Source organism: Vibrio sinus, assembly GCF_023634645.1.
GTDB lineage: Bacteria > Pseudomonadota > Gammaproteobacteria > Enterobacterales > Vibrionaceae > Vibrio > Vibrio sinus.
Window position 1 is genome coordinate 61,374 of record NZ_JAMKMR010000020.1, and the last position, 21,062, is coordinate 82,435.

The following is a 21,062-nucleotide window of genomic DNA, read 5'->3' on the forward strand; positions in this document are numbered from 1 at the left end:
CTTACAGTTTGGTTAGCGCCAAGGTTTAATTGATTTGAAGATGATTTTCTCTGACTCAGCTTGCTCTACATTACCAAGGTATTGGTAGGGCATAGCTGGACTTAACCAGCGCCCAAACACTTGAATATCTTTAGGGTTGAGCCCTTGTTTCGCCAACTCTTTCACAGCGCCGATACGGACAGATTGACCAGACAATTTTGTATCGATTCCTAACTTTTCGCCAACTCGCCTCATAACCCGATAGATCGTTGAATCATCCATGAGATTACTCGCGATGTTTCCATGTTTATCAATGGCTCGAAAGACCGCTCCTTCTTGCAGAGAAATTAAGCTAGTCCAGCGATCCAATGCTTTTTTTGCATTGTCACTTAGTCGGTAATTTGAATCTCCGATGGCAACATATTGTTCGTCTTCTCTTTGGTGCATGTTTGAAAATACTAACTGTTTCAATTCTGAGCGTTTCATTGCACATTCAAACATCACATAGCAAATAGCAAGATCGCGTACTTCTTGTATTGAAGGGGGATTAGAAATAAGTGTTTCTAATTCTTGAATATGATGAAGCTGAAGTGGTGTAGCTTGTTTGGCATCGCCGTGTTTATTCAGCCTAATTTGAGTCAATATGTTGCGAATTTGAACGTTGGTTGTTGGGTCCTTTTGGTTAAGTATTCGATGCAGCAACCCTATGGTGACAGCACATCGTCTAACCGTCGCATACTTACGTTTTGTAGCCAGTTTTTCAATATATTGTCTTACCGCAGTAATAGAGGCGGGGAGTGGAGTTACATGTTTCTCTTGGCAAAACTCAAGATACAAATTCCAATCTTTAACCATCGCAAGTAAAGAATTTCTCGAATACTCGCTTTTAGTCAAGTTATCAAGCTCTTCTAGTGTGATTTGCCGTGAAAACACGTTAATTTTATGACTTAGTTCTTCTTGGTTGGTAATTATAGGTATGTTTTTTCTCATTATCATGCACTATAACTAAGTATTTAATTTACTAATATACTTGATAACATTAGATAAGCAATTATTATTTAATTATAACTAATAAAGTTAACAAGGCTTAGTAAGAATAATTATGGCTGTTACCCTATACCGTGGCTTTAATCTAAAAACCAGTGGAAGTTCAACCGAAGTCTGGCAAGTTCAAATCAAGGACACAACACTTGTTGGGTCATTAAACGCAGTTAAAAAAAGTGTCGATTGGTATGTAGATACCAACTCGATCATTGACCCCCGAGAGTTTGAGAACGTCGGGAAGCGCAAAGAGGGAGACGAGAAGTCTATGCAAGAAGACTTCAATGGCTTCACTCTTAAAAATGATACTGGAGAACCGAATGCGTGGTATTGCTTCTTTAACGGAAGACTGATCAAAGGAAGTAGACTTGCACTTGAGAGGCACATACAGGCATACTTGGTTGCTAAACAAAAAGCATTACAGCAACAGAAGAAGTAACGCATAATGAGTCTAGTTTATTCTACAGAAGTCGGTCGCATTCAACCTGAAAAAGAAAAAGTTCAACGTCCTAAAGGCGATGGTATTGTCCGCATACAACGCCAAACTAAAGGCAGAAAAGGAAAAGGCGTTTGCATTGTAACAGGCCTAGATTTGGACGATGCGCCATTAAAACTGTTAGCAGCCGAACTTAAGAAAGCGTGCGGTTGCGGTGGTTCAGTTAAAGATGGAAACATCGAGATTCAAGGCGACGCCAGAGAAAAAATCCAATCCCACCTAGAAAAGAAAGGTTATAAAGTTAAGTTCGCTGGCGGGTAATCACCGGTCAACTTACTAAGCTATCAATCTACACGAAGCTCTTCTTGTTTCAATTAGTGTTCACACGAAGAGCTCATTATCCAATGACTTACTACTAATAATTAGAATGAGAATCTATGATTAACAGACTGATTATTAAGTATTTTATGGTAAATGGTTGTTATGTTTAATGATTTGTCTGGAGTAAGGTTTAGTGATGGAGTAGAAGATAGGTTCGTGATGTTAGATACCCTTAATTTAACATAATCCACATAATACGCACCGAGCTGCGTGAGCGAAATCGGGCGTCAGAACCAAGGCTAAGCCTGCGCTAGCCATTGATATTGCTCGTAATCCTTGGCCGTTAAACTTTTTTGCAATACTTTCCCACATCGCTTTAACTCTTGGGTTGTCGTTGCGATCTGCGTGGCAACCTAACAATGCGATCTCTGGATCGATTCCTGATTCCTCTGCTAGAAAAACTGCTTCTGAATCAGATATATATCTTTTACCTTTACGCATTTCGTAGATTCTAGATGCTGGCAGATTTAAATCGTGGGCAATCTGCTTATCTTGTACGTAATTTTTTGCCTTTTTGTACGTATCTAATAGCTGACTTTGGTACATGTACGATCCTCCGTTTTTTTTATTCTAGCTCATCAGTAACGAAAAATCGTATCTTGCGAATACGATTAATCGTGTTTTACGATTACGAAAAATCGTTATTAAGTAAATCACTCTTGCTGATTAAACTTTGCCAGGAATAAATTTTATGCGTCGTTGGGTTTTAGATTTGGCTACAGGCAAACGTGAGCTCGTTCGTTTTGAACCAGTCAGCGTCAACCGCCCGTTCACTGCAAGCTCCTATGATTACCAGTTGGATTTGTCCAAGCCAATCAAAGACCATCGTCGTCCAGATTTTCCTCGCGCATTTCTTCTCAATCAAAATCCTGACGACGTGATTTATTCTCACGACGTGTCTGACATTTCGAAAAAAGTTTCGAGCAATCCGTGTTTAAGTTTGCCACGAGGCTTTAAACGTAACGGCGAGTTTTGCAAAGACATGCTGCGCGCGTATTCCGATGTGTGTCAGCAAAAAGATTCAGTTGAAGCCATTCGACAGTTACATGCTGCGCATGCGCGTTTAACTCGTCACGGTTACAGTTCTGCGATGGCCGACGACGACATTCGTCGATTGGCTGATACCAAGTCGCGCCAGTTTTTAAAATCCGTTAGAACGTTGCCGACCGTTAATGAGCAATTTGAAAAAGTGGTCGAGCTTCTGGCTGATTTGGGTTTGGCATTTACCGAAGCTGCCATTAAAAAAGCCACGGACAATGACGAATTGTTCTCGCTGGTTAATCGTGCGCTCGATGAAAACTGGCTCGTTCGTCAGCTTCGTCGTAAATGCGCTTATGAAGTTGAGCAAGTGGCTCGTGATTTAGCGCTCGTTCAACGGTCAAAACAGATTTACTGCTCAGATTTTTCGCTTAATCGTCACCGTGATCGACGTAACTCCAATGACATCGCATTAGATAATACGGTCGCCTTTGATGAAGATAACCCCGATAACTGGTTTACGTTAAAAGAGCTATCCGACAAATCCGTTTCAAATCCAAGCCTTAGACGCGGTGAAATGTTCGTCAGATTGCGCGGCTTTGAAGAAATCGCCCAAGAATCTGGCCATGATGCGGTATTCATTACCACCACTGCCCCATCCCGCTTTCATGCGGTGTCTAAAGGATCTCTTAATCAAAATTGGATCGATGCTGGCAAACCTGATGCGAAATGTGCCCATCAACACTTAATGTCTGTATGGCAGCAGCTTGGTAAAACCTTGGCTCAGCATGATATCAAGCTGTATGGGATGCGCATCGTTGAACCGCATCAAGATGGCACGCCGCATCACCATCTTTTGCTGTTTTTGGACCGCAAACACACCAAGTTTGTTGTCTCTGAATTTCGCCGTTTATCGCTTAAAGATTCACCAAAGGAAGCCGGAGCCAGTCAATATCGCTTCAAATGTGAGCACATTGACTGGTCAAAAGGCTCTGCGGTTGGCTATGTGGCGAAATACGTCAGCAAAAATATAGATGGCGCGCATATATCAAGCGATAAAGGCTCAAATCTCAATGGCTTAGACGCGGCAGAACGCGTTGTGACGTGGTCACGTTTAAATAATATCAGACAGTTTCAGTTCATTGGTGGCCCGTCGGTTACCGTTTGGCGCGAGCTCCGTCGTTTGCGCGAAGAATTTCAAGAGGACGATGCCATGCTCACTGACTTAAGTGAACCTGAACATTTTTTATTGGAGAAAGTTCGCCGCTCCGCAGATGAAGGCGACTGGAAAGCATTTTGTTATGCGATGGGTGGTGTGTTGGTCAAAAGAAAAGATCAAACCGTCAAAGTTCAATACTCAGTTCCCGATACGATTCAGAAACTGCTTGTCTCTGGTGAGTTCACCCCTACCCGTTTTGGCGACATGGCTCAGGCCAGAGTTAACGGACTTTTGTTTCGCGACATTTTCTTAGCCACTCGTTTTCGTCGTTGGAAAGTCGAGAACAAAGAGCAGTTCTTGCGGGCTCAGCGCGGAATCATGACTAACGTGGTCGATTACTTTGATGCGTTAGAGCGCGAGCAAGAATACCAACGCATGGCCGATGAGCGTTATCACGAATACGAGCAATACGTGCAGCGATGCGAAGAGCTTCAGGCGCTTATTTACTCTGGGCACTTAGAGATTGATGCGTCCAGTTCGGTGGGCGCAGCCCCACCGGACTGGATGCATTAATCTCCTTGGACTTGTGTCAATAACTCCCTTTTTGTTTAGGAAAACACAAGTAAAACACGCAAAAAATAGGAAAAAACTGATGAAAATAGAAGGATTAATACTCGATGAGTCCGACATTATTCAAGAATCGAAAGTCAATCGCTCTACGGGTGAAACTCAGCTTACGGGAAAACTTAACCTCATTACCACCAACCCAACCGACACCATCGAGGTCAAAATCAGCCCCGATTTGTGGGCAAAAGGCGAAGCCGGACCGCTTTTAAAAGGGTTGGTCGGAAAACGTCACCAATTCGACGTGGAATATCGCGAGTTTAGCTTTGGTAACGATGAAGGTAAGCACGTGTCGCTGAACGGCTTTCATTTGTTTAGCTTGCCGAACGTTAAGTAGGAATGTGCTATGACCGATGCCCAGTTCACGCAGCTCATCGAACTTCTAGAGAACTTCCAGTTGATGGTGTTCATTGGGCTGTGCTTTGTGCTGTTTGGCATCGGGCTTTTGTGGGGAGGTCAACGCTAAATGCTGTCTATTGAATTTTTGGTCGGGTCGTTCTCGACAGTTTTTATCCTTGGCTTCGCTTTGTCTAAACAATTTTTGATTTTTAGACGCGCGGTCGAGATTTCAACGTCAACTTAATAATGTGAGGAATACATTATGAACAAACTTAAGCAACATTATGGAAAGTGGTTAGCGGTAGTGACTCCTTTTCTCTTCGCCCCGATGGCGCATGCCGCTCTCTCTACCGATGCACAAGCCGCGGTGGATGCGGTATCGACGACCGCGTCTGATTTTATCACTGCAGCGTGGGCCATTGCGATTGTCTGTGTGGTCGGGTTTACGGGCATCAAGCTGTTCAAGAAAGCGATCACCAAAGCCACTTAAGTACTTCTCTTTTCCTATTTTGGGGCGGTTCGCCGCCCTTTTCTCTCTTGATTTTGCAGCCAAGGATGGGGTTATGCGCTTATTACTATCGCTGACATTGTTGCTGTACACACCACTTTCCTTTGCTCAAGGTACGTACGTCGTCGACCGAAATGGCAACAACTTCAACATGGTGCCGCAATGTTGGCCGGGAGTGTCCATTGGCGCGATAATCCAACCCGACTCTATGCCCAGTTGTAACGATTCAGTGTTTACCCTCGCTGGCCGAGTGTTTCAAGTGACGGCTAGTAATGCTACAGGGGGCAAACTGTCCGTTACAGTAAGGCGCGATGACGGTCGGTACTTCACAGGCACGATGTCTTACACGGTCACCTCGCAAACGTGTGATGCCCCGATGGAATGGAGTAACGGCCAATGCATCCTGATTCCTGATGAAGATAAACCGTTTTGTGATAGACGAGAAACACAAGACGCGATTGCCGCTGCTACGGAAGCCTGCGCGCAAACCGAAGGCATATTTTCCTCTTCTTGCTCAAATGAGAACGAAACGTTGACCACCAAATGCACTCAGCCCGAATCGTGTGTCATTGGCGACGCGTCTTGGCCAGAATGCATGTCCGACTTTGATCCTACGACACCCTTTAATCCTCCCTCACCCGATTTTAATCCAGGTTCAAGTACCACTGTTGAAAAAGGCGACTCATTTGAGAAACAAGAGCCGGATGCAGTCACGCCCGATGAGACGACCGATACGGGCGTCTTAGCCGCCATTCAGAACTTAAACCGAGACACTAACGAAGGGTTAAGCTCTTTAGATGGCAATTTGACTCAAGGCTTTGCTGACATCAACACCGCATTAAATAGCATTGACACCACGAACCATGCTATCGGTCAGTCGATTGTAGACCAAATGAAGCAAGACTACGACATCTACCAGGGCCAAAAAGAATTGCAGCTTCAAACGACAGGCGCAATTCAAGCCTATGGCGCACAAACTGCCTCCGCTGTAACGGGAACCACTGCCGCCGTCAACAACAATACCGATGCGGTTAATGATAATACCGAGGCCATTGGTGAGCTAGGCGACAGGTTAGAGTCCAAGCTCGATGAGCTCAAACCTTGTGAGCCTACCGAAGCGAATAACTATTGTGAGAATCCCCATGGTTTGCATTCGGGGTTGGTGATGGAAATCATGAGTGACATTGATGAACATTCAACGGCGACCCTCGATGGTTTGGAATCCTTACTGGTTGGTAAAGCCACCGATATTGCGACTACTCCGCTTACGGGCGAAGTCGAATCCAATATTTCAGGGGTCGTCGATACTGTGATGGCCGTACTGCCTGACTATGGGAGCTGCTCCGCACTGACATTTAATTTTGGCAGTCGAGCCGTCTCGTTCTCGTGTGATATTTCAGACACCATCAAAACGATGTTGTCCTTTTTATTTTATGCCTATACCGGGTTGTACTTATTGAATGTGCTGTTTGATGAAGTGACCCCAGTACCGGGCACAAAACGCGCGGCAATGAGGAGCTAATACTATGGCGATTGCACTACTACCCGTGATTTCGAGGATTGCTGGCGCGCTGAGTATCCCAGCCGCTGCAATGTTCTTTGGTAATTTAGCGGCGCAAATGATCGCTTGGTTCGCGGCCAAAGTCACCAAGCAAGCGGCCATCAATTTGACCATTATCATTTTAGTGATTGGTTTGGCCGCGAGTGTAGCTGCTGGGATTTATGCCTTACTGGCTGGAATTTCGTACCTCACCCCACCGTTTCTTTCTGACGCGTTTTCGTTCTTTGTACCGAACAATGCCATTCCTTGTTTTAGTGCGTGTGTGTCCGCGCGGTTTATTCGATGGGTTTGGGAATGGCAAGTCTACTCGATAATGAAAGTGGCGGGTGTCTAACATGGCGGTGTATTTTGTGACAGGCAAGCTGGGCGCGGGGAAATCACTGACCTCGGTCGGCCGTATACGTGAGGCGTTGTATCGAGGTGTGCCCGTGGCAACCAACCTCGACATTCGCTTAGTGCCGATGCTTGGTAGGAAAACCAAGAAAACGAGGCTTTACCGAGTCCCCGATAAGCCAAGCCTTGCGGACTTACAGGCACTTGGAAATGGCAACCCGAGTTATGATGAATCAAAGAACGGCCTACTCGTGCTCGATGAATGCGGGACTTGGTTTAACTCCAGAACATGGAACGACAAATCTCGGCAAGACGTGATCAACTGGTTTTTGCACGCCCGTAAACTAGGTTGGGATATCATTTTCATTGTGCAAGACATCTCGATTGTGGATAAGCAAGCACGCTTGGCCTTAGCCGAACACACTGTATTTTGTCGCCGTCTCGACAGAATGCAAATCCCCTTTCTATCGGCATTCATTCGAGTCATCACCCTCGGTGCTATTAAGCTCAAGTTACCTAAACTGCATGTGGGGATCGTGAAGTACGGCGATAATGCTCAATCTATTACGGTGGATAAGTGGCTGCTTTGGGGCAGCGATTTGTACGCCACTTACGATACCAAACAGGCGTTTTCGGACTACTATGACCGCGGAACGTTTAGCGTTTTGCCGACCTGGTATACCCACGGACGCTACAGTGTCACGCTAAATCTGAGAAATATTATGCGCTTAACCAAAATCTATGCGCGAAAATTCTCGCGCTTTACCATGTTTACCCTGGGCTCTCTGAGTTCACTGGGTGTATCACTTTATTTCCTGCCTAATACGCAAGTAATTCAAACTACTGAATCGATTGCCCCGAAAGTGAAGCGGCTAGACTTATCTGGCTATCGAATCGTCAGCTATATGAGCGCGCCAAATCGGCCTTTATCTTTTGAGCTGGATAACAATGGCAAGCGTATCAATAGTCTGCAACTTGCCGAGCTGGGCTATGACTTTCAATCCACTTCTCGTTGTTCTATTACCGTTAGCCAAGGTAGCCGCCATGAAAAACTTCATTGTTAGCACGAACGAATGGATCTTAAAAAGGATCTACCAAGGTTATGGCAAAGTGCTTCTACTCGCGGCGCTCTTAATCTGCGCCCCACTCCATGCCAATGAGCTGACGACCTTTGAAACGTCGAACACCCCTATCTCAGAGTTTGTGTCATGGTACGCCACTGAATCCGGTCAAACCATCGTATTGGGTCAAGGAGTCACAGGCTCTATCAGCTTTACCGCGAAAGACTTAAAACCCAGTGAGTACCCTGCTTTTTTCAATTCTGTGCTTCGCTCTCATGGTTATATGCTCAACATTGAAAATGGTATTTATGTCGTCAGGCCAAACGCGCACGCCATTACTCAAGTGGAACCGTCCTTTGTGAAGCTCTATCGCCTCGTGCATGTGAGAAACACTAAGGTCACGGACTTAATTTCGTCCATGCTGAGCGCCACTCAAACTCAGAGCATCAATAACCAACCTATTAAAAACTACAACGTTGAGGTGCTGCCCACGACCAATGCAGTAATTATTACGGGTACGCGAAATCAGCTGCAACAAATCGACACACTTATGAAAGGCATTGATAGACCACAACGCCAAGTCTTTATTGAGGCCGTGATTACGGAAACCTCTATCGACAAATCTCATGAGGTGGGTGTCAATCTCGAAGCCGCTTTCAGCAAGGCTGGGTTTGTCACTAATACGATTGTGGCTGACCTCACCTCGGATAATGTCGTGATGTATGATAAAGGTAATTTTGATGCCCTCGTAAAGGCGATATCGAGCGATGACAATGCCAAACTGCTTTCGCGGCCAAACATGCTCATCATGGACAGAGAGCGTGGATACATCACTGTGGGTCAAAATGTTCCGTTCATCATAGCCAAAGAAGTGACCGACGGCGGTAATACGATTCAACAAATTGAGCGCAAAGATGTTGGGGTGTCTCTTGATGTTGTTCCACATATCTTAGGTGACGAAGTTATTCTACAAATTGCTCAAGAGTCTCAGTCTGTGACCAATTCAACAGCTGCGGCTGACATCATCACCAATAAGCGTACGCTCAGAACGGTGGTAAAGGTTAAGAGTAAGCAAACCATCGTGCTTGGTGGACTGATATCGGATGAGGAAAAAGTCAGTGAATCAGGGGTGCCGGTTCTCAAAGACATCCCCGTATTAGGTTGGTTTTTTAGTTCAACGAAAACCACTCATCAACAAAAAGAGCTACGAGTGGTGATTAAGACGACCGTTTTGTAGATTGTTGGACTTTGATGCGAGCAATTTCTCTCGCTAGCTTCAGGAGCTTGGTAGATATCTTGATTTCTAATTCGGAATTGATTTGTGCCAGCGCGATACCGCAGAGTATTTCTTGAGGCGATACCAGTTGGCCCGTTGGCAGCTCTAACTTGTCGTAGTGCATTCTAAATTGTTCCCAATCTTCTGTTGGGCTTAGCTCTCTCCCACGGCTCATTCGCATCAGACGTTTGCACTCCTCCGGAATGGTTTTGCCGGAATCCCATAGGTACACGGTTCGTAGTGACTTAAAGCAAAGCTCGGCGGTTTGCTGTTTGGTCAAGCCACATTCAAATTTTCTGAACACGTAGTTTTTTGTCATTTCATTATATTTCATCTAAGTACCCTCTTAAATGAAACGCCATGAAAGACTCATGCCTACAGTATTATTAGTAAATTTAATCACTTAATTGACTGCGACCTCAACTGAAACATTCTCATTTGATCGTGATTTTTTGCTTGGCTAGTGTTGCCCTATGGATGATACAAACTACAAGGGTGAATAGTGATTAAAGTACTAATAGTAATGGCACTTCTTGGCTATGTTGCTATGAAGTTATTTGGTTCTAATAAGAGTAAATCCGGTCGACGAAAAAGAAAATCACCACCACTCAAAATTAGTTCCCCTAGCGATTATGTGGCTCATAGCAAGCAACATTACTTAACAACGGAGAACGAACGTAAGTTCTATGCCGCTATGCAGGAAGTCGTACCGGATGAGTACGTCATACACTCACAAGTGTCACTCATGGCATTAGTGAAACCTGTCAATTTTAGAGATAATTCCAAGACCTGGGCCAAGAGAATGGACTTTGTTATCACTGACAAGATGACACGGGTTCTCGTTGTTATTGAGCTTGATGATTCGACACACAATTGGAAAAAGCGCATTGCTAGAGATAAGTACGTGAATAGTGCGCTAGATGGACACCATAAGTTGCTTCGATTTCAAACTCAGAGGCACTATAAACCTTCAGAGATTGCTTCCATTTTAGAAAGTGAAACTGAGATTAGGTGCTTAGAAGACACAAACAATCATGCTGTGGCGTGAGAGTAATAAACTTGAGGTGGATTTGCTCTGCTATATGGAACATGTAGAGAGCAAATTTACCCGACAAGCGAAGCGCGTCAGTGATAACTATGATGTTTTTTTAGACTACGGTTTCTCTGTAATTCGTCAATGATCAAGTTTTGGGCTAATAGGAATATTAGTTCGAAACTAGAAGAGTGCCGGATAAAGACAAAAGTCTTGAACTTGAAATATGCAAGAAGTATGAAATCAGTTGGATTTTTGTCTCATGTATAAAGATTGGTGATAGAGTTCTGACGAATTCGTCAGAACAAAAAAAAATTCATAAATCTATTTCAATTGATTTGTAACATAGGGATAATCATGTAATAATTTTCCTTATACTGTATAAATAAACAGGATTTAATCTTAGATATGAATGTAGTTGATTTGTTTTGTGGGTGTGGTGGCCTCTCTTTGGGGTTTGAGCAAGCTGGATTCAATGTTCTTTTAGGTATCGACCATGACAAAGCAGCATTAGAGACATTCAAAGCGAACCACAGAGGTTCTCATACTATTCACGGTGATATACAAAATATTTCAACCTCTAGAGTTCGGAAGGAAATTGGTGATAAGCCCGTAGATGTCATCGTAGGTGGTCCACCATGTCAAGGTTTGTCACTATCTGGCCCAAGAAAATACGACGATCCACGAAATAAGTTGTTTCTTTCTTTCGTTAGGTTCGTGGAAGATTTAAAACCAAAATATATTGTTTTGGAAAACGTACCCGGGATAATCAGCTTATTCAAAGGAAAAGTAAAAGATCAAATAATACAATCATTTACAGAGTTAGGTTACACTGTAGATTATAAGGTATTAAATAGTGCGAATTATGCTATACCGCAGGTTAGAAAGAGAGCAATCTTCATCGGCACTTTAAAAGATGAGAAACCTAGCTTCCCCCAAGAAATATATCAGAACGAAAAAGACTTCATTTCCTGTGAGGAGGCAATTTCCGATTTGCACCCTTTAGACGATGAGATAATGCCATTTGCAGTGGAGTATGCGAGTAATCCTTCAAGTGATTACCAACAATTAATGAGGATTGGAGCACCTGAACAGCTTCATAACCACTTGATAACGAAGCACCAAGACAAAGTTAAAAACACAATCGCACTTGTACCAGAAGGCGGTAACTACAAAGACTTGCCCAAACATTTTGTATCTTCGAGGAAATTTAATGTTGCATGGACACGCTACCATAGTAAGAAGCCCGCAAGTACGATAGATACAGGTCATAGGCATCATTTTCACTATAAACATAATAGAGTGCCAACTGTAAGGGAAAATGCTCGCCTACAATCTTTCCCTGACTCTTTTATCTTTTTAGGTAATAAAACAGAGCAATATCGACAAGTTGGAAACGCTGTTCCCCCTTTACTCGGGAAAGCTATTGCGGAGATTTTAAAAGATGAATAGTGAAAATAGATACAAAACTCCAGATAGATACCTGTATCCACTCCACATGGTCCGGCCAAGGTTTAAAAATAATATTGAAAATGTATTATTTTATATGTCAAAGGAAATTAGTGGATTTACAGGCATTATTGATAATGAAGTATTAGATGATCTTATATCAAACTTCCCAGGCAACAAGGAAAGCTCGAAAAAGACTTTGGCAAATTGGCGAACAGAGATTAGTGCTTTATTTGGATTGATGCAATATCAAGACTTATACGGCTTATATGCCAGTTCAATAGCTAAACGTCTTGCTGATAAAGAAGATTTGATTGAGTTTTTTAAAAACTTTGTCATGAAGATTCAATTTCCTAACGGAATGTTAAAACCACATGTTAATAAAGATTTAATTGATAATGGTGTTAGGTTCTTTCCTTTTAAGTTCATAGTTGATTTATTGAATTTATTAAATGATGCAGATAAGCAGGAAGCATATATTACAAAAGATGAACTTACATACGTAGTATTTGATGATATTAGATTTACATCTGGCAACCTCAAAGTGAGTAATGCAAGAGACATAATATTAGATAATCGAAAATATAATGTTACGTATGATAAACATGATTTTGTAAAAGGTAAAACTAAAGAGTCAAAAGGTGATCAAACAAGAACAGCTTTAGACTTACTAGATTATATGGAGCTTGGTAATTTACTAATCAGAAATTCATTCAAGTATTTTTTAAATGAATTGGAAAGGGATTTCATAAACTATGGATATAAGGAGTGTGGAAGATTTGATAAGTTTGATTCATTCTATAATACTACCTATGATGTAAATGATCTTAATTTTTCAAAAAACTCATGGTTTGACTACGTAAATGACCTCGATTTCAATAAAAGTGCCACTAATATAGGTAAATTTATTAGAAGTAAGTCCACAGAAAAAGAGATTACACTGAATGTTAACGACATGAAAAGTAGTCAGATGTCTACCAAAGATATCGGTGATATGGGTGAGGCAATAATAATCACACATGAGAAAAATAAACTCAAATCTTTAGGTCTTGAACACAATTCACATCTAGTACAATTTATTCCAACTCATTTAGGTGCTGGATATGATATTAAATCTATGGATGAAATGGATAACCAAATTTTCATTGAAGTTAAGACAACACTTAGTAATCACCCATTAACTCAAAGTCGAATATCTCTAACGAAAAATGAATGGAATGCGGCTTATACCAATGGTGAAAATTATTATGTATATAGGCTCATTATTACTAATGAATCTAGGAGGTTACTAATAATGAATAATCCTGTAGAATTGGTTAAGCAAGGTAAGATAAAACTAGCAGCTCCAAAGGGTGTTGAGTTGATATTTAAGCCAGACCTATTAAGAGAGGTTGATATTCTATCATGAGAAAAATGAAAGTATGCTCAGTTTTCAGTGGGTGTGGCGGAATGGATTTAGGTGCTATTGGTGGATTTAAGTATGCACATAATCACTATTCAAACCACAATGTAGAGATTGCTTTTTCCTCTGACATCGATCCTTATGCTGTCAATATATATAATGATAACTTTGAGCATAAGAGTATTTTGGGTGATATTCGAAGCTTAAAAAAATCTGTACCATCGCATGACATTTTAATTGGAGGTTTCCCATGTCAATCTTTTTCTGTTGTGGCTCAGAACCCACCAAGACTAGGCTACAAGAATGAAAATGGTAAGCTTTTTTTTGAAATGGTCGATATACTTAAAACACATAAGCCTAAGGTTTTTATTGCTGAAAACGTTAAGGGTTTGTTGTCGGCAAATAATAAACAAGCATTTCCTTTAGTAATCCAGTCTTTTGAAGATGCCGGTTATAGATGCACATTTAAAATCCTAAACTCTTTAGATTACGGAATTCCTCAAAAGAGAGAAAGAGTATTTATTATAGGGTTTAGGGAAGCAGAACATGGTGATGCTTTTGCTTTCCCTGATGCTTTAGACTCAACAATTGTTTTAAAAGATGTTTTGGAACAGGAAAATAAAGTTGAAAGCAAATACTTTTTTTCTCAAAAAGCTATCGATGGGATGCTAAGAAATCGAGAAAGAATGAATAAAGGTAGGGTTCAAGACCCTAACAGGCACTGTAATACAATTAGCGCTCACTTGTCTAAAGCGAGCTTAAATAGTGTAGACCCTGTATTGTGTATTAATGACCGGTATCGTAGATTTACTCCAAGAGAGGCTGCTAGAATCCAGTCTTTCCCGGAAAGCTTTCTTTTTAATGTATCTAATACACGTGCTTATAAAGCTATTGGTAATGCTGTCCCCCCAGTTCTAATGTGGCATGTTATGCAAAGTGTAATGATAGCAATGAATAACAGTGTAACAATTGAAGCAGCTTAAAAGCTATCCCCCAATTACTGAATGAATCATTTGTTCTGTAGCAATTTAAGAAGGGGGATAGCTTTTATTACAAGTTTCTTCGCATTAACGGTTAGCTGCTTTTACCTTTTGTATTCAGATAATACTCTTGAGTATCTAAGGATTTGGGATGCTTTGGCTTGTTCTTTTGGGGCTGATACTTCTAGTACACCTAAAGCGACTATTATCTGTTGCGGTTCTACGATTTGGTCAGTGGGTAGAACGAGATGCTCTCCTATCATTCTAAAACCCTTCCAGCCTTTCCCAATTCCCAGTTCCCTTCCCTCATACATTCGAATGAGCCGAGCACATTCTGGCGGTATTGGCCGCTTTCCTTGATTCCATAGAGTGATTGTTCTCACAGTTTTAAAACAAAGTTCAGCGACTTGTTTTATCGTTAAAGTGCAGTTTATTTTTGTGAAAATTCCGAATTCATCGAGTTGAGTGCAATGGCTGTGCTTACGTTTCATTTTAAGCCCTTTCATTTAAAGGCTTGATATGAAATAAATTTAACATAAGCAGACATAATGCGCACTAAGGTTGTAGGTCCAAAGTAGTAATGTCCGGTTTGAGCAATTTTAAAATGTCCTCTTATGCTTGATCTATTCCATCACATAAAGGACGACAACCGGATGCTGATTACCATGAGTGACCAAGATATAAACCGCTATAAGATTTTGCAGGATGTGATTGAACGTCGGTTACGCCAAGTCGATGCCGCTAAGCTGCTGCAACTCACCACAAGACAAGTTCGCCGATTGCTGAGTAAGTTAAAATCTCATGGTATTTCCAGTCTACCTCACGGTGCTCGTGGTAAGCCCAGCAATAATTGCTACCCAACTGAGTTGCGCGAAGAAGTTTTACGTATCATTCGTAAACATTACCATGATTTTTCACCGACATTTGCTCATGAAAAACTTTTTGAGGAGCATAATTTAACGGTATCCGTTGAGACACTTCGTCTTTGGATGATCGCGGATGGTTTGTGGGTTCCACATTCACAGCGTAAGCCGCGAATTTATCAGCCTAGACACCGCCGAGATTGTCTTGGTGAGCTCGTTTAGATTGATGGTTCACATCATGATTGGTTTGAAGGTCGAAGCCCAAAGTGTTGCCTGTTAGTCTTTATTGATGATGCGACGAGCAAACTCATGAACCTAAGATTTAGTGAAACTGAGTCTGCTTTCGATTACATGGTAGCGACTCGAGAATATGTTGACCGACATGGGAAGCCCGTAGCATTTTACAGTGATCGACATGCTATTTTTCATGTGAGTAACAAGAACACCATCGAAGCTAAAAAGCCAACCCAATACGGCCGAGTTTTGCACGATCTGAACATCGAGCTTATCTGCGCCAATAGTTCACAAGCTAAAGGTAGAGTTGAGCGCGCTAACTCGACGCTACAAAACCGTCTGGTCAAGGAAATGCGCTTGCAAGGTATCAATACGATTGAGGAAGCTAACGCATGGCTACCCTACTTCATTGATGACTACAACCGACGCTTTGCAAAAGCGCCCAACTACTCTAAGAATCTTCATCGGCCTATCAGGGAAACGACAGACGAACTGGATGACATTTTTTCTTGGCAAGAAATAAGAAAGCTCTCTAACTCATTGACTTTTCAATATGATAAAGTACTTTTCCTTGTTGAAGCTACGGAAGAAAACTCACGACTCGTTCATGAAGAAGTTAAGATTCTCGACTACCCAAACGGTGAAATTGCTATTCAATATGGACACCGAAAGCTCAACTTTAAAACCTTCGATAAGCTGCAAAAAATCGACCAAGGCCGCGTGGTTGACAATAAGCGACTGGGTCAAGTGTTACGCTTTGCCCAGCAAAAACAAGAAGAGTTTGAACTGAAAAAACAGAGTGAACGAAGCAAGCATGCACCTAAAAGAAAAGCTCAGGAGCGAGCAGTAAAAACTATCAATCCTGTTTTAAGAGATTTCCAAGTTAAAGCCAATAACAAAACACGTTCAACCCGCTAGCTTTTAAACAGGACATTTTAACTTAGATGAGAAAGCGGACATTTTAAAAAAGGAGTGACAGAGCTTGTAACTGCAATATAATAATGTCACTATTTAGCCAGGTTAAAATGTCCTTTCGTCTTTGGATGATTGCTGATGGTTTGTGGACTCCACAATCACCGCGTAAACCTCGAGTCTATCGTCCAAGGAACCAACCTGATATTTAGTGAGTTTGAAGACTAATTAGATGACGTATTCAAAAAACGAGTGAGCAACTCGTTATCAAGGCGATAATACTGTTTCTCTTTGACTACAGAGGCTCCTATTGCTTGATAAAATTTCCCTGCATTTGGATTGGTTGATTCTGCTGTCCAATCAAATCGATTACAGCCACTGGCGACAGCGATTCTAGCAATATGTTGCATTAACTTTATTCCAACGCCTTGACCTCTTACCATTGAGGAAACAAAAAGATCTTTCATAAACATTTGCCCTGAAAGCTTTGGCGCGGGATACATAATGGTGAATGTGGCAAAGCCGACTACGTTTGACCCATGATAAAAAGCTATAACCGATACACCTGAGTTCTGTGAAAAGACTTTATTGCTTAGATAATCTCGAATTTCTGCTTCACTGGCAGCATCTTTGCCAAAATAATAGTGCTCTAGTTCCATGAAAAGTGGAACTAAATCTAATGCATTTTCCTTGGTTAACGCTTTTATCATTCCAATCTCAACATGCCTTTAATGAATACAATAACACTGTATATTTAATCAGTGTTTCGTTCAACTTTTTAATCATCAAGCTTCTAAAAAGACATGTTAACTTAGAACAAAAAGCGGACATTTTAAAAAGAGTGACAGAACTAATAGGTAAGGTACATCGATTGTGGGCAAGACCATTTTTCCAAAGTATTGGATTGTAAAATATATCAATGAGTTGGGGTCTAAGCATATTGCGTTCACCTCGCAACATCATGAGGCGAACGCCTGGAAGGAACTACCTTTGGGGTGCCACTTTTTGTTTTGGCATAAATTCAAATTCGATGTTACTAGAGTGCCTTCTTGACCGACATTTAAAGCCCCACCCCATAGCCATGAGCTTGTTTTTTATAGCCTCTGCAACGTGATCGGTATTTTTAACACCATGCGTTGCAGCCTTCACTTTTTTATTTTGGATTTCATATGCACCTCGACGTTGTGAAGATACAGTCATAAATGCTATATATAAATTCATTTCTAATCAAGCTGAATCGGCCGGCCTACGACTAAAGTTGGTTGGTCGTTAGATGATACTCCCGCACGTCATGCGCACACCTGGATCCATCGTATTAATAATAAGCCCATTGTTTAGATAGAAATCTTTAAGTGCTTGCTCATTCAACGCTTCATTCACACCAAACTTATTCAAGTAGTACACCCTTAGTTTTATGGTTGGATTTTTGGAAGCAAACAATTTGAGCTTGTTAGTGCAGGACAAAGGATAGAAATTAGAACCGAGTATTCTCGCTGGACTGGGTGAATTGTCCCCATGAGTGCAAGGGGTATGAGATAAGAACAAGTCGACTTTTTTGGGCTTTCTATGCCGTAGCTGTATGAAACTACGGACGCAATCGTCCCAATTCTCAATAAAGACTTCTTCAGCATGCCGATCACGCTGTATCACATTTCTCCGTATCGCTTCAGCATGTAGGTAACCAGCGAGCCGATTAGCGCGTTCTCGAATTTCATTGTGAGACGACTGTCGATTCAATAACTCATTGTTAACCGCTAACATTTTAGTAGCGTGATTATATGAATAGCCACCAAGGTTAGGTTGACTTACTAAGCCGTAATACTGCGCCCCTTCCAAAGACGCGATACACCATATTTGCCTTCGATCTCGACGTTTTGATACATATTGAGCCGCTTCGATCAACGTGTTAAACACTTGCATCTTCATTCTCCTTATATGTTCTCGTCTATATCTTACGCAGTCTATATTATGAAAATAGAAAGAAACATAATGCGGAGCATATTTTGGGAGCTATGCTAAAGCCTTTATATGCAACTTTTATAATATAACGAAATTAAGAATTCTTTTGCGGACATACCGGCACTGAAAAATGTCCTTGCCCTTCCCTTTTAGTATTGTGTCATACATGTCAACAATCTCACTTCCAAGGTGTTTTATTGGATGCATTAGTCTATAGTGCATTTGTGCATCGCATCTGCGCTTGCCAACTAACGTAACTTTGACGGCCTGTTCGCACCATTTTGCTTGCAGGCTATTTTTGTTAATGACAGTCCGAGATAAGGTTTGAACAGTTTCTAAGGCGAGCGCCTATTTTGAGCTAACGCATCTAGGCAAGCTTGATATGCTTCATCATAGTCAAAGAAAACTTTTTCTATACCGTGTTCATGAAAACCATTTTTAATCGCGAAATTTTGAATTCGATTTGTGACGAGAAAAGCAAGCAATACACAGTTGTGTTCTGCCATCCATGCTACAACTGAGTTATACACTTCCCATGCATCTTCAGACGCTAAGTCCCATTGGCGACAGTCATTTAGCAATACCCAAGGAGTTGAATATTGTTCAGGTGATGATTCAATATGCTTTTGTAATTCGTTAAACCAAGCAACCCCGAGCTCTCTATTGGTTGCTCCAACATTTTCCGCGTATAATAACCGCTTTTCAAAGCTCATCGTCCATGTTCCGTGGATGTTTCTTTGGGTCATCATTATCTAGCTATGGGTCATTCTTAGGTTCAGTATAGAGCATTGTATAGATATGCTAAATTATCGCTGATTGCATGTTAGACAACATAAGCGTGGCCAGCTAATCAAAAATGAAATTCTCTACCTTGGGTTGTGGTTGGACATGATTTTTGTCACTGCTTTTGCAAACTTTTTCGCAACATTTCGTATCGACCAGGCCTACTTCTTTCTTCAAATTTTTTTTCGTAGCCCTTTTTAACGAATTTCTTGTTGGGGGACTCTGGGAATATTCGGTTTAATTTCGGGACGCCGAACGTGTCAGATGACTCGAAAATTGTAACGCCATCACCTGTTTCAATCGTGACATTCTTACCGTCAAACTTAAATTCATTTGCGAGAAAGCGACCGTTTTTGGACACTCCCTTTTTACTAAGAATGATAACATCTGTAGCATATGAAGGTGCACCAACTTCGATCCACTCTCCGTAAACATGTTCTGGGTTAACATAGTCTTGATAAGCCAAATAAATACTAATCGAGACTCCTGCTATACCCAAAAAGAGCACACAATAAAGCAATGCTTTTGTTATAGCTGACATTCCTTTTCCTGCTTCTAAATCAACGTAATCTAAGTCACAATTCCACTAGTGACTTATTTGTCAGTATAGCGTGTTCTGTATAAACGCATGCTAATGTAATGATTTTCTGCCCTGTACGATATCTCTGCACACAACTTTTACAATGATGAGCTGTTATTCATTGGCTCATATGAGCTATAATAAAAGTCAAAATGAGCCACGATAAGGTGTGTGACTATGAGTAGTGCTTTTCAAAGCTTTAAACCATCTAAAAAAGATGAGTTCGACTTCTGGCGAGATATTGGCATGGCGGAAGGTATTGCGATGAGTGAAGCAGTACAACAAGGGTTTAATTCCTTTGTTATTCAGCGTATTGCAGAAAAAGCAAACCTTACTCAGAAAGAGTTACAAGCTGTCACTCATATACCAGCCAGTACATTAAAGAGGCGGTTTAAGGAAAAGAAATTCAGCCCTCAGGAAAGTGATGTCATATACCGCTTAGCTTCATTACTAAAATTGGCCACCGAGCTATTTCAAGATGAAGAAAAAGCGCAAGAATGGATACACAAAAAAGTCTACGGGTTGAACGGAAAAAGGCCTATCGACATGGTGTCAACGACCGTTGAGTTTGAAGAAGTTAAGGATTTAATTGGAAGAATCGAACATGGGGTCTTTTCCTAGTGTTACTCTATCGATTGACCCAGAAGAAGTTTGCAAAATCCCCATTCGATCCCATTGGCGCAGCAACCTTTGGAGGGCGTTGGAACTCCAAAGGTGTCGAAGCATTATACTTCGCCGAATCAGAGTCCTTATGTTGTCTAGAAGTCTTTGTTCATGTTGACAATGATCCTGGGCTTATTTATCAGTATGATTTGTATCGAGTTGACGTACCGAACGAGTTAATTGCATCTTTGGACGAAAGTGATCTGCCGCATGACTGGAAATCCATACCAGCTAGTCAGTCGACTAAAGCAATTGGTGATCAGTTTCTAACGGCTAAGGGGCTGAAATTTATAGCTCTTCGAGTGCCTTCAAGCATATCTCCGCGAGACAGCAATTATGTTGTTAATCCGAATCATCCTAAATCAGAAGCTATCTTCAACAAGGCAGTGAAATTCGATTTTGAATTTGATTCCCGGATATTTAAATAAAAATTGATACTCGCCTCTTTCCCTCTTCTCGCTTAACATAACTGTATTGGTTAAGCGTGAAGCCACTGAGTTCCTTCTCTACTTTCAAAAGTATCTAAAT

Annotated in this window: 22 protein-coding genes and 1 pseudogene; 16 read left to right on the forward strand and 7 right to left on the reverse strand. The window is 41.5% G+C overall.

Annotated features, from left to right (window positions below; translation table 11 throughout):
* Positions 1–12: 12 nt before the first annotated feature.
* The gene (locus tag M9194_RS17510; protein ID WP_250613985.1) at positions 13–969 is read right to left on the reverse strand and encodes a tyrosine-type recombinase/integrase; all 957 of its coding nucleotides are present in this window, start codon (positions 967–969) and stop codon (positions 13–15) included.
* A 112-nt stretch (positions 970–1,081) separates the two neighbouring features.
* On the opposite strand from M9194_RS17510, the gene M9194_RS17515 reads away from it, so the two are divergent.
* A complete protein-coding gene (locus tag M9194_RS17515) occupies positions 1,082–1,459 on the forward strand; it encodes a DUF3319 domain-containing protein (protein ID WP_250613986.1) in 378 nt (125 codons plus the stop codon).
* Between the two features lie 6 nt (positions 1,460–1,465).
* Complete coding sequence (gene yciH, locus M9194_RS17520) at positions 1,466–1,777, forward strand: stress response translation initiation inhibitor YciH (protein WP_250613987.1); 312 nt, start codon at positions 1,466–1,468, stop codon at positions 1,775–1,777.
* A 237-nt stretch (positions 1,778–2,014) separates the two neighbouring features.
* Here the strand turns inward: yciH and M9194_RS17525 are convergent, their stop codons facing one another.
* Positions 2,015–2,383 carry a DUF3693 domain-containing protein gene (locus M9194_RS17525; RefSeq protein ID WP_250613988.1) on the reverse strand — a complete coding sequence of 123 codons (369 nt, stop codon included), beginning with the start codon at positions 2,381–2,383 and terminating at the stop codon, positions 2,015–2,017.
* A 145-nt stretch (positions 2,384–2,528) separates the two neighbouring features.
* Between M9194_RS17525 and M9194_RS17530 the strand changes: the two genes are divergently transcribed.
* From M9194_RS17530 to M9194_RS17560, 7 genes are all read left to right on the forward strand, one after another.
* On the forward strand, positions 2,529–4,547 hold the full coding sequence (locus M9194_RS17530; RefSeq protein WP_250613989.1) for a replication endonuclease: 2,019 nt from the start codon (positions 2,529–2,531) through the stop codon (positions 4,545–4,547).
* Between the two features lie 79 nt (positions 4,548–4,626).
* Positions 4,627–4,935, forward strand: coding sequence for a chemotaxis protein (locus M9194_RS17535; protein ID WP_250613990.1), 309 nt, complete (start codon positions 4,627–4,629; stop codon positions 4,933–4,935).
* Positions 4,936–5,199: 264 nt separating this feature from the next.
* Positions 5,200–5,427, forward strand: a complete 228-nt coding sequence (locus M9194_RS17540) for a major coat protein (RefSeq protein ID WP_250613991.1) — start codon at positions 5,200–5,202, stop codon at positions 5,425–5,427.
* A gap of 73 nt (positions 5,428–5,500) precedes the next feature.
* On the forward strand, positions 5,501–6,967 hold the full coding sequence (locus M9194_RS17545) for a hypothetical protein (protein ID WP_250613992.1): 1,467 nt from the start codon (positions 5,501–5,503) through the stop codon (positions 6,965–6,967).
* 4 nt (positions 6,968–6,971) lie between these two features.
* Positions 6,972–7,340: a DUF5455 family protein gene (locus tag M9194_RS17550; RefSeq protein WP_250613993.1), complete on the forward strand. Its 369-nt coding sequence runs from the start codon at positions 6,972–6,974 to the stop codon at positions 7,338–7,340.
* 1 nt (position 7,341) lies between these two features.
* On the forward strand, positions 7,342–8,403 hold the full coding sequence (locus M9194_RS17555; RefSeq protein ID WP_250613994.1) for a zonular occludens toxin domain-containing protein: 1,062 nt from the start codon (positions 7,342–7,344) through the stop codon (positions 8,401–8,403).
* Positions 8,384–9,637: a secretin N-terminal domain-containing protein gene (locus tag M9194_RS17560; RefSeq protein ID WP_250613995.1), complete on the forward strand. Its 1,254-nt coding sequence runs from the start codon at positions 8,384–8,386 to the stop codon at positions 9,635–9,637. The genes M9194_RS17555 and M9194_RS17560 overlap by 20 nt, the downstream gene beginning before the upstream one ends.
* Here M9194_RS17560 and M9194_RS17565 read toward each other — a convergent pair.
* The gene (locus tag M9194_RS17565; RefSeq protein ID WP_250613996.1) at positions 9,618–10,010 is read right to left on the reverse strand and encodes a regulator; all 393 of its coding nucleotides are present in this window, start codon (positions 10,008–10,010) and stop codon (positions 9,618–9,620) included. The genes M9194_RS17560 and M9194_RS17565 overlap by 20 nt on opposite strands.
* Positions 10,011–10,178: 168 nt before the next feature.
* Between M9194_RS17565 and M9194_RS17570 the strand changes: the two genes are divergently transcribed.
* The 5 genes and pseudogenes from M9194_RS17570 (at position 10,179) to M9194_RS17590 (ending at position 16,555) form a co-directional block, all read left to right on the forward strand.
* Entirely contained in the window at positions 10,179–10,724 is a 546-nt protein-coding gene (locus M9194_RS17570) for a DUF2726 domain-containing protein (RefSeq protein ID WP_250613997.1), read from the forward strand.
* Positions 10,725–11,117: 393 nt separating this feature from the next.
* Complete coding sequence (locus M9194_RS17575; protein WP_250613998.1) at positions 11,118–12,161, forward strand: DNA cytosine methyltransferase; 1,044 nt, start codon at positions 11,118–11,120, stop codon at positions 12,159–12,161.
* Positions 12,154–13,566, forward strand: a complete 1,413-nt coding sequence (locus M9194_RS17580; protein ID WP_250613999.1) for a protein NO VEIN domain-containing protein — start codon at positions 12,154–12,156, stop codon at positions 13,564–13,566. The genes M9194_RS17575 and M9194_RS17580 overlap by 8 nt, the downstream gene beginning before the upstream one ends.
* A 5-nt stretch (positions 13,567–13,571) precedes the next feature.
* Positions 13,572–14,543 carry a DNA (cytosine-5-)-methyltransferase gene (gene dcm / locus M9194_RS17585; protein WP_284676633.1) on the forward strand — a complete coding sequence of 324 codons (972 nt, stop codon included), beginning with the start codon at positions 13,572–13,574 and terminating at the stop codon, positions 14,541–14,543.
* A 662-nt stretch (positions 14,544–15,205) separates the two neighbouring features.
* Positions 15,206–16,555 (forward strand): annotated as a pseudogene (locus M9194_RS17590) (ISNCY family transposase).
* Between the two features lie 218 nt (positions 16,556–16,773).
* Here the strand turns inward: M9194_RS17590 and M9194_RS17595 are convergent.
* The 4 genes from M9194_RS17595 to M9194_RS17610 all read right to left on the reverse strand — a co-directional run bounded on the left by M9194_RS17595 (position 16,774) and on the right by M9194_RS17610 (position 19,832).
* Positions 16,774–17,259 carry a GNAT family N-acetyltransferase gene (locus tag M9194_RS17595; RefSeq protein ID WP_250614001.1) on the reverse strand — a complete coding sequence of 162 codons (486 nt, stop codon included), beginning with the start codon at positions 17,257–17,259 and terminating at the stop codon, positions 16,774–16,776.
* A gap of 559 nt (positions 17,260–17,818) precedes the next feature.
* Positions 17,819–18,469 (reverse strand): hypothetical protein, encoded by a 651-nt coding sequence (locus M9194_RS17600; RefSeq protein ID WP_250614002.1) that lies wholly within the window; start codon positions 18,467–18,469, stop codon positions 17,819–17,821.
* 374 nt (positions 18,470–18,843) lie between these two features.
* On the reverse strand, positions 18,844–19,257 hold the full coding sequence (locus tag M9194_RS17605; protein WP_250614003.1) for a hypothetical protein: 414 nt from the start codon (positions 19,255–19,257) through the stop codon (positions 18,844–18,846).
* A gap of 149 nt (positions 19,258–19,406) precedes the next feature.
* The gene (locus tag M9194_RS17610; RefSeq protein ID WP_250614004.1) at positions 19,407–19,832 is read right to left on the reverse strand and encodes a DUF2850 domain-containing protein; all 426 of its coding nucleotides are present in this window, start codon (positions 19,830–19,832) and stop codon (positions 19,407–19,409) included.
* A 216-nt stretch (positions 19,833–20,048) separates the two neighbouring features.
* Between M9194_RS17610 and M9194_RS17615 the strand changes: the two genes are divergently transcribed.
* Entirely contained in the window at positions 20,049–20,492 is a 444-nt protein-coding gene (locus M9194_RS17615) for an Xre family toxin-antitoxin system antitoxin (RefSeq protein ID WP_250614005.1), read from the forward strand.
* Complete coding sequence (locus tag M9194_RS17620; RefSeq protein WP_250614006.1) at positions 20,492–20,962, forward strand: RES family NAD+ phosphorylase; 471 nt, start codon at positions 20,492–20,494, stop codon at positions 20,960–20,962. Before M9194_RS17615 ends, M9194_RS17620 begins: the two co-directional genes overlap by 1 nt.
* Positions 20,963–21,062 lie beyond the last annotated feature (100 nt).

What these genes read in the sequence shown, in the direction of transcription:
- M9194_RS17510 (WP_250613985.1), bottom strand. Translation starts at nt 969, where the DNA reads ATGAGAAAAAACATACCTATAATTACCAACCAAGAAGAACTAAGTCAT.
- M9194_RS17515 (WP_250613986.1), top strand. Translation starts at nt 1,082, where the DNA reads ATGGCTGTTACCCTATACCGTGGCTTTAATCTAAAAACCAGTGGAAGT.
- yciH (WP_250613987.1), top strand. Translation starts at nt 1,466, where the DNA reads ATGAGTCTAGTTTATTCTACAGAAGTCGGTCGCATTCAACCTGAAAAA.
- M9194_RS17525 (WP_250613988.1), bottom strand. Translation starts at nt 2,383, where the DNA reads ATGTACCAAAGTCAGCTATTAGATACGTACAAAAAGGCAAAAAATTAC.
- M9194_RS17530 (WP_250613989.1), top strand. Translation starts at nt 2,529, where the DNA reads ATGCGTCGTTGGGTTTTAGATTTGGCTACAGGCAAACGTGAGCTCGTT.
- M9194_RS17535 (WP_250613990.1), top strand. Translation starts at nt 4,627, where the DNA reads ATGAAAATAGAAGGATTAATACTCGATGAGTCCGACATTATTCAAGAA.
- M9194_RS17540 (WP_250613991.1), top strand. Translation starts at nt 5,200, where the DNA reads ATGAACAAACTTAAGCAACATTATGGAAAGTGGTTAGCGGTAGTGACT.
- M9194_RS17545 (WP_250613992.1), top strand. Translation starts at nt 5,501, where the DNA reads ATGCGCTTATTACTATCGCTGACATTGTTGCTGTACACACCACTTTCC.
- M9194_RS17550 (WP_250613993.1), top strand. Translation starts at nt 6,972, where the DNA reads ATGGCGATTGCACTACTACCCGTGATTTCGAGGATTGCTGGCGCGCTG.
- M9194_RS17555 (WP_250613994.1), top strand. Translation starts at nt 7,342, where the DNA reads ATGGCGGTGTATTTTGTGACAGGCAAGCTGGGCGCGGGGAAATCACTG.
- M9194_RS17560 (WP_250613995.1), top strand. Translation starts at nt 8,384, where the DNA reads ATGAAAAACTTCATTGTTAGCACGAACGAATGGATCTTAAAAAGGATC.
- M9194_RS17565 (WP_250613996.1), bottom strand. Translation starts at nt 10,010, where the DNA reads ATGAAATATAATGAAATGACAAAAAACTACGTGTTCAGAAAATTTGAA.
- M9194_RS17575 (WP_250613998.1), top strand. Translation starts at nt 11,118, where the DNA reads ATGAATGTAGTTGATTTGTTTTGTGGGTGTGGTGGCCTCTCTTTGGGG.
- M9194_RS17580 (WP_250613999.1), top strand. Translation starts at nt 12,154, where the DNA reads ATGAATAGTGAAAATAGATACAAAACTCCAGATAGATACCTGTATCCA.
- dcm (WP_284676633.1), top strand. Translation starts at nt 13,572, where the DNA reads ATGAAAGTATGCTCAGTTTTCAGTGGGTGTGGCGGAATGGATTTAGGT.
- M9194_RS17595 (WP_250614001.1), bottom strand. Translation starts at nt 17,259, where the DNA reads ATGATAAAAGCGTTAACCAAGGAAAATGCATTAGATTTAGTTCCACTT.
- M9194_RS17600 (WP_250614002.1), bottom strand. Translation starts at nt 18,469, where the DNA reads ATGCAAGTGTTTAACACGTTGATCGAAGCGGCTCAATATGTATCAAAA.
- M9194_RS17605 (WP_250614003.1), bottom strand. Translation starts at nt 19,257, where the DNA reads ATGATGACCCAAAGAAACATCCACGGAACATGGACGATGAGCTTTGAA.
- M9194_RS17610 (WP_250614004.1), bottom strand. Translation starts at nt 19,832, where the DNA reads ATGTCAGCTATAACAAAAGCATTGCTTTATTGTGTGCTCTTTTTGGGT.
- M9194_RS17615 (WP_250614005.1), top strand. Translation starts at nt 20,049, where the DNA reads ATGAGTAGTGCTTTTCAAAGCTTTAAACCATCTAAAAAAGATGAGTTC.